The sequence below is a fragment of the Burkholderia sp. Bp9012 genome (genome assembly GCF_003853825.1).
Lineage (GTDB): Bacteria > Pseudomonadota > Gammaproteobacteria > Burkholderiales > Burkholderiaceae > Burkholderia > Burkholderia diffusa.
On the sequence record NZ_QTQA01000007.1, the window covers coordinates 228,957 to 240,639 of the forward strand.

Here is an 11,683-nt window from a genome sequence, read left to right on the forward strand (position 1 = left end):
ATAAAAACAAACGATAGCCTGTCAGGCGGACACCCGCGGGTCGGTAAAAGGGCGGGAGGCGCGCGCTCGTCAGCCCGGCATCACGCCGCCCGCAGCGGGCTCGCGTGGGCGGCGCGCGCGCTTTCCGGATCGTCGTCGCCGAGCGGGATGAACGCCATGATTTCCAGGTCGTGCCCCGACAGCGCCGGCAGCCGGAACGGGCTCGACAGCACGTTCAGCCGTCGCACGCCGAGGTCACGCAGGATCTGCGATCCGATCCCCGTCACGCGGCCGTCGCGGCGTGCGTGGCCGGCGGGCGTTCGCATCGCGTCGCCGCGCATGTCGCAGTCGAGCAGCACCGCGACGCCGCAGCCGGCCGCATCGATCCGCTGCAGCGCCGCATGCAGCGGCCATGAATGCGCGGACGGTTCCGCGTCGAGCAGGTCGAGCAGCGAATGGCATTCGTGCACGCGCGTCAGCACGGGCGTCGACGGATCGGGCTCGCCTCGCACCAGCGCGAGATGCGGTGCGCCGTGCACGGTGTCGCGATACTCGATCGCGCGGAACCGGCCCCACGGCGTATGCAGCGGCCGCTCGCCGACACGTTCGACGAGCGACTCGTGCTCGCGGCGGTAGTGAATCAGGTCCGCGATCGTGCCGATCTTCAGCCCGTGATGCGCGGCGAACGTCTTCAGCTCCGGCAGCCGCGCCATCGTGCCGTCGTCGCTCATCACCTCGCAGATCACCGACGCGGGCGTGAGCCCGGCAAGCGCCGCGAGATCGCAGCCGGCCTCGGTGTGCCCGGCTCGCACCAGCACGCCGCCCGGGCGCGCGGCGATCGGAAACACGTGGCCGGGCTGCACGAGATCGTCGGGGCGCGCGCCCGCACGGACCGCCGCGCGGATCGTCCGCGCCCGATCGGCCGCGGAAATGCCGGTCGTCACGCCTTCGGCCGCCTCGATGCTGACGGTGAACGCGGTGCCGAACGGCGTGCCGTTGTGGTCCGCCATCGGCGGCAGGCGCAGTTGCTCGCAGCGCTCGGCGGTCAGCGTCAGGCAGATCAGCCCGCGCCCGAAGCGCGCCATGAAGTTGATCGCGTCGGGCGTCACGTGATCGGCGGCGATCACGAGGTCGCCTTCGTTTTCGCGATCCTCTTCGTCGACGAGCAGGACCATCCGTCCGGCGCGCAGCTCGTCGACGATTTCCGGCGTGGTGGCGAGCGTCATTGCGCCTCCGTCGCATCGAATGCGCGGCGCAGCGCGTCGGCGCCGAAGGTCAGCACGCGATCGGCCGCGTCGACCGCGCCGAGCATGCTCGCGAAGCCGTGCAGCTGGCCCGGCCAGCGCACGAGCGAGACCGGCGTGCCGGCCTGCGCGAGACGCAGTGCATACGCTTCGGCCTCGTCGCGCAACGGATCGAATTCCGCGCTCACGATCGTGGCCGGCGCCGCGCCCGACAGGTCCGCCACCGCGAGCGGGCTCGCGAGCGGCGATGCGCGGTCGGCGCCGTCGTCGAAATACTGGCGCTTGAACCAGCGCATCGCGTCCGCCGTCAGGAAATAGCCTTCACCGAGCGATTCGTACGACGGATGCTCGGTCGCGCAATCGACGACCGGATACAGCAGCAACTGGTGCGCGATCGCGATGCCCGAGCCGCGCAACTGCAATGCGGCGGCCGCGGCCAGGTTGCCGCCGGCGCTATCGCCGGCCACGGCGATCGCACCGGCGCGCGCGCCGAGATCGCGCGCGCTGGCGGCGGCCCAGCGCACGGCATCGCATGCGTCCTGCGCGGCCGCCGGGAAGCGCGCTTCGGGCGCGAGCCGGTAATCGACCGACAGCACGAGCGTGCGCGCCCGTCTGGCAAGACTGCGGCATACGTTCGCGTGCGAGTCGATACCGCACGCGACGAAGCCGCCGCCGTGGAAAAACACGGTCAGCGGCAACGGCCCGTCGGCATCGGGCCGATACAGTCGTGCGGATAACTGACGACCCGGTGCCGGGATCTGCCAGTCCTCTTCGGCGGCAATCGCGTCGCCGGGCGCGAACGCGCTGCCTCCGGCGAGGCTCGCGCGGTACGCGGGCACGGTCAGTTGATCGAAATCGATCGCGGGCGCTTGGGCGAGCGCGGCGAGCAGCGCCTGCGCCTGAGGGTCGAGCGGCATTGGAACTCCTGTCTGAATCGGATGCGGTCTGAATCAGGTAAACCCGCATCGCGGTTTTCCCTGAGCCCGCGCCGGACGCTTGTCGGCACGGCTTGACGGGCATTCCAGCGCAGCGGGCAGGGCGCCACATCATCCGATCGGACGATGGTTCGCGCGTCCGATTGGCCAAAGCTCACCATTCAGTGAATGTCCCGATGACGCCGGAATTAAGACGAGTCTTAATCATGGCGGCGCGGATGAATCGCACCGAATACAAGTTGCATGGAGGATGGAGCGTGCTGATGGAGACGAGATGGGCTCCGCAAGAGAGCCAGTCAACAAGTGAGGAGGCCGGCATCGGCGTCGCGGATTTCAGCGAGCTGATGGCGCGCATCTACCAGGGACCGTTGGAAACGCCGCCGTGGGCGGGGGCGCTCGAGCTGGTTCGCCGGTTGCTGCAGGCCAACTACGTGACGCTGATCCTGCGCGCGGCTGCGAGCGACCGCCGCGCGCCGCTGTCCGTGCACGCTTCGGAATACGGCCCGGTCGTGCCGGGTGACGGCGAGGCGTCGTACAACAACTACTACTATTCGCTTGACCCGTTCGTCGGCCTGCCGGCCGATCGCGTGGTCACGGTCGACGACGTGTTCGGCGATACGGGCTGGCTGTCGAGCGAGCTGTACAAGCAGTTCCTGAAGCCGGCGGACGTGCGCTACATCCTCGGCGCGGACCTGCGCACGCCGTCGGGTGTCGAGTGCCGGTTCCGCGTGTGCCGCAACCATGCGTCGAAGCAGTTCTCCGCGCGCGACAAGGCGATCTGCGCGCTGCTGCTGCCGCACCTGAAGCGCGCGGTCGAGCTCCATTCGCGGCTCGACACGGCCGAGGTAGAGCGGTCGATCTATGCGAACGCGATCAACCGGATGCAGATCGGCACGATCACGCTCGACGAGAACGGCACGATCATCGACATGAACAGCGTCGCCGACGATATCCTGAAGCAGAACAATGGTATGACGATTGCGCGCGGCACGATCGAGGCGACCGATGCGCAGGAGAACCGCACGCTCAAGCGGCTGATCCGCCACGCGGTGATGGGACATCACGGCACGGCTGCGGCGACCGTCGAGGCGATGCCGATCACGCGCAGTTTCGACAAGCCGCGTCTCGGGCTGCTGGTGCGCACCGTGCTGCTGTCCGACTGGTCGGAGGACAACAAGCGCCGGCCGGCCGTCACGCTGTTTCTGCGCGACCCCGACCGCAAGCCGCAGGGCGCGCAGGAAATCATCCGCAAGCTGTTCGACCTGACGCCGGCCGAGACGTCGCTCGCGCTGCTGCTGACCAACGGGCTGACGCTGGAGGAAGCCGCGGACGAATCGGGAATCAGCAAGAACACGGCGCGCACGCACCTGCGTGCGATCTTCTCGAAGACGGGCGTCACGCGCCAGGCGACGCTCGTGCGGATCCTGCTCGGGAGTGTCGTGCCGCTCGGGTAAGCGGCGCAGTCGATGCCGCCGCATCTGCAACGGATGCGTTCGCCCGGCGACCCATCGGCATCGGCCGATGCGTTGCGCGCGACACGGTGATGGCGACATCATGCAAACGAGGCTCGCACCGCGCGAGCCTCTTCTTCATTCCGTGCCGCCGATCACGAGTATCGGCGGGTCAACGGCCGGCGCGGCGGCCCGCGTTCACGACCCTCGCGTCGAGCGATACGCGCAATCGGCCAATGCCGGCCACGACGCACAGCCGCGCCGGATGAGCCCGATGCCGGTGCGGATCACGAGTGCGCCGATCGCGAGCGCGGCGAGCAACGACGACGCGCATCGGTCCGCACGTGCGAGCCGACAGCCTTGCGGATCATGCGCACTCGACGGCCACGGCGTTTTTCGATTGACTGAGCCTGATCTCGCCCAGGTAGGTGCTGTCGCCCAATTCGCACTCGCGCCAGGCGTTGCCGAGGGCATGTCGGATCTCGACTCGGTAGCGGCCGCTCCCCCTGGCCAGGCCGTCGAACCGGAAATCGCCGAAGTCGTCCGAGACGGTTTCGGCTACCTGCCGATTACCGACATACAAGGTGACGACCGCACCGGCGACACACTCGACCACGTCCCCTGCCTGGGCACTGACACTTCCGCCGACGAAGCACGTTTCCCAGCGCTCAAGGCCGCTGTACCACACGCGCGGCTTCGTGCTCAGGTTGGGTCGCAATACCTTGAGTCCCTCGCGCCGGGCCTTCTCGGCCATCGCCGTGTCATCGAGCTTGACCGTCTCGAATACGTCGGTGGGGCACGACTGCTGGCAACGCGGACGCGACCATCCCTGGTCGAGCAAATGAGCATCGAAGATCCAGATCTGAGGCAGTTGCAGTTCTTCGTTCCAGACGATCGCCTTGTAGGGGCATGCCTTCACGATGTCCTTTCGGCCTCGTGCCTTGTCCGGATCGATGATGACGATGCCGTCGGCGCGCTTGCGAATGGCGCTACCGCCCACACGCATGCAGGGCGCGTCGTCGCAGTGGTTGCACATGACCGGCAGATAAGTGGTCTCGATCATGTGCGACGCACCCTGTACACGACGCAAGATGCGGATGGGGCTCTCGGCGTTGGCCGCGGCGGGCGCCGCGTAACCGGGGAAGTCATTGCCGACGTGCTCGTCCCGCGCGGCGATCACACAGTTGTGGCAGTTCTCGCAACGGCCGACTTTGATAATCAGGTTCCATTTGCTCATGTGAAATTCCTCACGCTGCGCGACCGAGCATGAATGCTTCGGCACCGCGCCATTTCTCGACCTGCACCAGGCAGGAATTCGGGCTCATGCTGCTGGTGCCTGAGGTTTGCGGGCGATCGGGGGTCAGCATGTTCATGCAACCGCCAATCTCGACTTGCTCACCATCGATCTCGATCAGCTGAAATTCAGCGCTTGCCTCGTAGGACTTCACCACGCCAGCGTTCACCAGGGGCGAGACATCGGCCGCACAGATCACGGCGCCGCGGTCGTTGTGTACTTTGACGAGATCGCGATGGGCAATGCGTCGAACGGCGGCGTCAGCCGGATTGAGCCTCAGGAGCCAGAACCGGTGCCCCGCGATCAGCGCGCGATGATCGTCGATGCCGTTCACCGCAGAATTCTTGCCGTCACAGTGGGTATGAAAACTGAAGCGGCTGTGGGTGGCGATCAATTGCAGCGGGTAGCGCCGAGCCTGGTCCGAGCGCAATCCCTCCCAGGAAGGGATATACCGGTTGAGCGGTGGTCGCTCCGGATTGTCCGCAGTGTGCCGCTTCAGCAACTCGGGCACGAACTCCAGCTTGCCGCTCGGCGTCTGCAGGCCCTTGCCGAATTTTTCCGAGAACTGTGACGGCAGCGGATGAGGTTCCGGCAGGTCCTTCTTCCTGCCTTCCGCATACCAGCGCATGTCCACGGGATGGCGCAGCTCGGGCTTTTCGGGCGGCACGACGAAGTAGCCCTTGCGGCAAAATGCGCGCCACGAAATGTGATCGGGCAGATCCGACGAATCGAAGACGCGCTTGACCCAGTCGAGATCGCCACAGCCCTCGGTGAAAACGCCACCCAGGCCCAACCGGGTCAGGATAGCGGTGAAAATGTCGTAGTCGGAGCGGGACTCGCCCAAGGGTTCGATGCATTTGTGCTGCAGCGTCAGCATCCGATGGTTGACCGTGCCATACCCATGGTGGGCGTAACCACCTGAATTCGCCCATTCTCCAATGTCCCAACGCTCCAGCGACGTGCACGCGGGCAGGATGATGTCGGCGAACTGGGCTTCGCCTTCCATCCAGATCGACTGATTGACGACGAACTCGATGCTCGAGTGCCGATAGGCCTCCGTCCAGCGTCCGGAATTGGTCACGGTACTGAACGCGGATCCGCCGTAGCGATAGATCATGTGGATCGGCGAATAGCCGGGCATCGGGTACGTGAACGGCGCAAACTGGGCTTCCTGGGACATGCCGTCCCAGAGATAGCCGGTGGCGTGACCGTTGAGAATCGCATCGGGCATCTGCTGCCGAGGCACCATCTGCTTGACGGGATTCATGGTCAGGATGTGCGGCATGCGCTGGTAGTTGTCCACCGCATTGGCGGTCCACGCCAGGTCACCTGAAATGCCGCCGTCCGCGTAACCGGGGAAGTAAAACTGCAGATCGTGCGGGGCACCGATTTCGAGGCAGCCGAAATTCACGCCCGGCTTGCCCCAGCCCTGCATGGACATCATCATGATCATGCAACGCGCCCATTGCGCGCCGGTCGCCCCGCGGCCCGCGCCACCGAATCCCGCGCCGGTCATCCCGACAGCGAGATGCACTTTCTTCTTTCCCCACAGGCGCGCGAGCGCACGGACGTCCTTGGCCGGCACGCCGGTCTCGCTTTCCTGCCACTCGGGCGTCTTGGGGATACCGTCGGTTTCGCCCAGAAGGTAGGCTTCCCAGTCGTCGAAACCGGTCGTGCGCGTCGCGACGTAATCCTTGTCGTACAGGCCCTCCACGGTCCAGACGTACATGATGGCGGTCGCCAGGGCGGCATCGGTTTGCGGCCGGACCGGGATCCAGCGGCCGCCCAGCAGCTGTGCGGTCGGATTGCAGTGCGGGTCGATGTGAACGAACTCGATGCCGAGTTCCTTGGCCCATAGGCGACGTGGCGTTCCCTCGAATCCTGCATAGGCCCCGTTGGTACTTTCGGGGTCGCAGGACCAGAAGACGATCATTTCGGTCTCCTTCAGACCATCCTCGATGCCGCCGTAGCCGGAAGGCACGCCGACGCGCATCGAGTTGCCGAAATGATGCATGGCGCCCCAGTACCAGCCTTCCCAGCTGTCCGGATTCGCGGCGACCCGCGTGAAGCCGATCAGGTTGGCGAAGCGCGTCAGCGCGCTGAGGTAGTAGCCCACGTTGCCCCACTGGTGATGAGACGACATCGGGAAAGTGATGGAACCGGGGCCGTGAACGCGCTTCTGACGGTTGATCTCCTTGGCGACGATGTCCAGGGCCTCGTCCCAGCTGATACGCACGTAGCCGGACTTGCCGCGGTTCTGGGGATTGCGCTCGCCGTCCGGGTCGAAGTCGACCCGTTTCATCGGATGAAGGATGCGCTTGTCGGAGTACACCAGCGACTTGAGGGTCAACGCGTGCGGTGCGACCAATGCTCGCCGTGGCGGGCTGAAGCGGCGTCCACGTGCCTCGATCACCCAACTCGATGCATCCGTATCGTCCAGCTCGATGGGGGTCACGCGAACGATGCGGCCATCCTTCACGTAGACGAAGAGGGGCCCGCCATTGGTGCAGGTGGTGTAGCGTCGCGTGCCGTCGCGCATGGGCGTGCCCATCGGCAGACCGACCGTGCGCATCATGCTCAGGGTTTGCATGAGCCAGACCAGCAGTTCGTCGTCGCCGTCGGTGATCACCTTGAAGTTCTTGGCGGCGTGGACGATTTCGCCCTGGTCCGGGCTGGGGGAAAGGAACTTCAAGGCGGTGGCGACATCCTTGAAGGCCATGCGCACGTCGGGCCGCGGATGCTTGCCGGCGCGCGACCGAATGCGGCCATTCCTGAACTCGATGGCGCGACCGATGCTTTGATCCATGAGCCCGATCCATGCGACGAGATTGCGCTCCTCGAGGCGATCACGATAGGCGGGAAAGCGGCGCGCCGTCAGGTCCAGAACCTTGGGCAATGCAAAGAGAATGGTCTTGAGAGCCTGTCGTTTCATCGTTCGATCCAAAGTATTGCTTCCATGCGGGCGCGTCGGCTAGAACGTATAAGCGACGTTCAAGAAAACGCTGACGGGATTGAGTCGGAGCGACGATGTGGAAACGATCTGTGTACCGGTCGCGGTCTGTCCGTATAACGTGAGGTGGGTCTTCACCGGCATGTAGTTGATGGAAGTACCGACGGACCAGTGTTTTGTCATCGCGTAACTCGCCCCCAGCTCGAACACGGGGTTCCACGATGCGCTGAGTGTCGCGCGCGCCGAGCCGCCCGGCCCAAAGCTGTCGGAGATGAATTGGCTATTGGTTGCCCGAACCTGCGTGAACCACGTGTAGTTCACGCCAAGTCCCGCATAGGGACGGAATTTCGAAGCAGCGGAAAACAGGTGATATCGAAGTTCGATGGCAGGCGGCATCGGCCGTGTGGTGCCGAGGGTGCCATACTTCTGCAGCGTCCCGTCACCGATCAGATTCACTTTCAGAGGCAGTCCAAGCAGCATGGCGACACCGATGTTGTCGGTGACGTAGTACTCGGTGGTGATTCCCATCGTATCGGTCGAGCTGGCGTGCGCTCCGGTACCGGCCATTTGCTGATCCACCGGCACGCCGCCAACACTTTGCACGGTCAGCGGCGTTGCGTTGCCCTGTGGCGATATGTGCAGCCATCCCACCGATGTGGTGATGCTTCCGGCCGTCTGTGCATCCGCATTGTCGACAAGTGCAGCCGTGCAGATACAAACCGCCACGCCTGCGAAACGCGTCATTCGCGTCAAATTCATCGTGTGTCTCCTCTGTCTCGATCCGGTTCATGAATAACAACTAATGTGGACACCTTATTGATCATGACGAGCCGCTTTCCGAGTTTGTGTTATCGCGGCTAGTCGTGCGCCTCCGTCACCGCAGATCTGTCGCTGTCGATCCTGGCGACCGTACCGGCCTCGCGGCGATCGAAATCGAGAACGCAAACGGAAACCGGCCCAGCACCACGCGAGCTGCAGTCTCGTGCACTGGATCGCTCAGCTTGACCACGACCGACATTCCGCCGGAATCGTTGGTTGCGACGTCGACTGATGCGCCGGGGGCGCCGCCTTGGTCCAATGCAGCGCGTATCGCGTCACCCGTCTCGCGGCGTTTGAGTTCCGGTTTGAATATCTTGCCGACGCCAGTGAGCGGGATTGCTTCGACGATTCGGACGTGCTTGGGCAGGGCGGCGCGTTCGGTGATCTCCTGCTGCATGAACATGTCCAGATCGTGCTCGGTGGCGGTCATGCCCGGCTTGAGCTGAACGTACGCGACCGGCAATTCACCTGCATACGCGTCGGGGCGCCCGATTGCCGCGGCAATCTGGACCGCGGGGTGCCGATGCAGCGGTTCCTCGATTGTCGCCGGGTCGATATTGTGTCCGCCGCGGATGATCAGATCCTTCTTGCGGCCGGTCAGCCAGAAGTAACCGTCGACGTCGTATCGGCCGAGGTCGCCGGTGTTGAGCCAGCGCTTGCCGTCGCCGAGATCGAGCCAGAGGGCCTTGTTCTGGTCGGCATGCGTGTAGCCGGTGAAAACGTTCGGGCCGGAGATGACCAGCAGCCCCTCTTCGTTAGCCGCGCAATCGCGCAGATACCGTCCGGCTTCGTCCACGACGACGGCTTTCATCGCCTGGAAGGGGATGCGAAGGCCGATCGATCCAAGCCTGCGCTCGCCGGTCGTCGGGTTGACGCTGCTCACGCACGTTCCTTCGGTCAGGCCGTAACCTTCGAGAATCCGGATGCCCGTCTTTTCCTGGAAGGCCTTGAAGACCCCGACCGGCATCGGCGCGGCACCGCACAGGCCGTATTCGAGCGAGTCGATAACATGATCGCCGACAGGAATGTCGAGCAGCGAAGCATAAAGTGTCGGGACGCCACTGAAGAAATTGATGCGATGATGTTCGACGATTTCCCAGAAGCGTTTGACGACACCGTTACCTCGGTAGCCCTGCGGTGTGCCGAGCACGACATGGGCGCCGCGCGAAAACGGCAGAAGGCCGGTCACCATCGCGGCATTGACGTGAAAGAGCGGCAAGCCGCAAAAAGTCGTTTTGCCGGGGCCGATACTGTTGCCGAAGAATCGCCCGGCGCTCCACGCATTCGCCACTTCGTTGCCGTGACTGCGCATCGCGATTTTCGGCAACCCGGTGGTTCCACCGGTACAGAAGTAAGAGGACATGTCCCCGGGTTGAATGCGGCGTGCATTGTCGAGCGCTGTACCGGATTCCCGTGAGATCGCCGCACCGAAGTCGTGGATCTGGATGTGCGCAGGCACCGTCTCGCGCAAGGCGCCAGCACCGTAAGGCTGCGCACACGCGTTATGCTGGAGCGTCCGGTCCGCCGACCGTGCCGTGCCCCGCACGCGATCGGCCAGATTGACCAGCACGAGATGCCGAAGCGGCTCGACCCGGGGAAGGATCTCCGCGACTTTTTGCCAGAGATCGGTCCCGGGAAATGGCGCGAGCGTCACAAGCACGCTGGCACCGGCCGCGTTGAGCAGATTGCCTATCGCTTCGCCTTCCAGCAGCGGATTGATCGCGCATACGATGCCGGTCGCCTGCCCGCCCCAGATCACGAAATGCGTTTCGGGAAGATTGGGCAGCACGTAAGCGATCACGGAATTCGAATTCACGCCGAGGCGCGCGAACATGTTCGCCGTGCGCGTGATGTCACGGACCAGCTCGCGATAGGTCCAGCATTCGGCGTCGCGGTGCGCGTCGGCGGTCATGAAAAAGGAGAGGGCAGGGGCGGACGGATCGATGGCCGCACCAGCGCAGATCATCTCGTACGTGCTGGTCGGAAGGTCCGGCGGAAGGCCCGTTGCTTCAATCGCAAGCACGTCGTCCCGGGTCGCGATGCCGTTCATGCTGCTTCGTCCACGATTTCGTTACGTTGCACGCCCAGATCGATCGTTCCGTCGGGGCTCGCGATCCGGGCTTCGACGATGTCTCCTGCCTTCAGATACTGCGCTCGCCCCGCCTGCACCTTCATGAACATCTTCCATTTGACGGATTCGGGAAAGAGCGCGACCGCTCGCTGCTTGAGCGGTGACGGGATGCTCAGTGCGCAGCCCGCCGGCGTGCCGGTCGCGAGCAGGTCGCCGGCGCGAAGGTCGTGCACGCCCGACAACTCGGTCAACGTTTCCGCCGGACCATAGACGAGGTTCGACGTCGAGTCCCGCTGACGCACCGCGCCGTTGACGGTCAGCGTCAGGTCGAGCGCTTTCAGCTTCGGGAAGTCACGCCGCTCGAGCAGGCACAGATAGGGGCCGACCGGGCCAAAGGTCCGGAAGCTCTTGCCCTTGTAGAACTGCATCTGCGGGATCTGGACATCGCGCGCGGAATAGTCGTTGACGATCACGGTGCCGGCGACATACTCGTGCAGGTTCGTGTCCGTGATCTGCCGGTGAGACGTGATGTCGCGTTTGAGGATGAGGCCGAGCTCGATTTCGTAGTCGAGAAACCTGACGTGCCGCGGTTTCACGACCTGGGAGTCGGCCGCGACGATGCAACTCGTCGCCTTCGTGAAGATCATGTTGAACTTCTTCGCGTCCGGATCCATGCCCGATTCGATCATGTGTTGGCGATAATTCGCGCCCTGGCAAACGAATTGCTGGTTGGCTGTTACAGGGGGCAGCCACTCCACATCTGTCTCCGGAATCGTCGGGCCGTCGAGCGCGACGAGCCGCTCAACCGGATTCGCCGCGAGAAAGCTCGCGGTTGTTTCGAAGTCGCCGGGAATCGGCGTGACGGCGCCGTTGGCGACCACACCCCATTGGGCGCGGCCGTTGTGCCGGAAGTGCAGGACATGCAGTGACATGAATGTGT

General features: G+C 64.4%; 8 protein-coding genes and 1 pseudogene. 1 reads left to right on the plus strand and 8 read right to left on the minus strand.

Annotated elements, in window-relative coordinates:
- Positions 1 to 80 precede the first annotated feature (80 nt).
- Positions 81 to 1,205, minus strand: coding sequence for a bifunctional 3,4-dihydroxy-2-butanone-4-phosphate synthase/GTP cyclohydrolase II (ribBA, locus tag DIE11_RS12190; RefSeq protein WP_059599455.1), 1,125 nt, complete (start codon positions 1,203 to 1,205; stop codon positions 81 to 83).
- Positions 1,202 to 2,140: an alpha/beta hydrolase gene (locus DIE11_RS12195; protein ID WP_124624002.1), complete on the minus strand. Its 939-nt coding sequence runs from the start codon at positions 2,138 to 2,140 to the stop codon at positions 1,202 to 1,204. Before DIE11_RS12195 ends, ribBA begins: the two co-directional genes overlap by 4 nt.
- Positions 2,141 to 2,421: 281 nt before the next feature.
- Between DIE11_RS12195 and DIE11_RS12200 the strand changes: the two genes are divergently transcribed.
- Positions 2,422 to 3,612 carry a LuxR family transcriptional regulator gene (locus tag DIE11_RS12200; RefSeq protein ID WP_124624005.1) on the plus strand — a complete coding sequence of 397 codons (1,191 nt, stop codon included), beginning with the start codon at positions 2,422 to 2,424 and terminating at the stop codon, positions 3,610 to 3,612.
- Positions 3,613 to 3,807: 195 nt separating this feature from the next.
- Here DIE11_RS12200 and DIE11_RS36850 read toward each other — a convergent pair.
- The 6 genes and pseudogenes from DIE11_RS36850 to DIE11_RS12230 form a co-directional block, all read right to left on the minus strand.
- Positions 3,808 to 3,927 (minus strand): annotated as a pseudogene (locus tag DIE11_RS36850) (cation transporter); the annotation flags it as partial.
- 49 nt (positions 3,928 to 3,976) lie between these two features.
- Entirely contained in the window at positions 3,977 to 4,846 is an 870-nt protein-coding gene (locus DIE11_RS12210; protein ID WP_124624008.1) for a 4Fe-4S dicluster domain-containing protein, read from the minus strand.
- 10 nt (positions 4,847 to 4,856) lie between these two features.
- On the minus strand, positions 4,857 to 7,835 hold the full coding sequence (locus DIE11_RS12215) for a molybdopterin-dependent oxidoreductase (protein ID WP_124624010.1): 2,979 nt from the start codon (positions 7,833 to 7,835) through the stop codon (positions 4,857 to 4,859).
- Positions 7,836 to 7,874: 39 nt separating this feature from the next.
- The gene (locus tag DIE11_RS12220) at positions 7,875 to 8,612 is read right to left on the minus strand and encodes an OmpW family protein (RefSeq protein ID WP_124624013.1); all 738 of its coding nucleotides are present in this window, start codon (positions 8,610 to 8,612) and stop codon (positions 7,875 to 7,877) included.
- A gap of 115 nt (positions 8,613 to 8,727) precedes the next feature.
- Positions 8,728 to 10,722: an acyl-CoA synthetase gene (locus DIE11_RS12225; RefSeq protein ID WP_124624017.1), complete on the minus strand. Its 1,995-nt coding sequence runs from the start codon at positions 10,720 to 10,722 to the stop codon at positions 8,728 to 8,730.
- Positions 10,719 to 11,675, minus strand: a complete 957-nt coding sequence (locus DIE11_RS12230) for a fumarylacetoacetate hydrolase family protein (protein ID WP_124624020.1) — start codon at positions 11,673 to 11,675, stop codon at positions 10,719 to 10,721. Before DIE11_RS12230 ends, DIE11_RS12225 begins: the two co-directional genes overlap by 4 nt.
- Positions 11,676 to 11,683 lie beyond the last annotated feature (8 nt).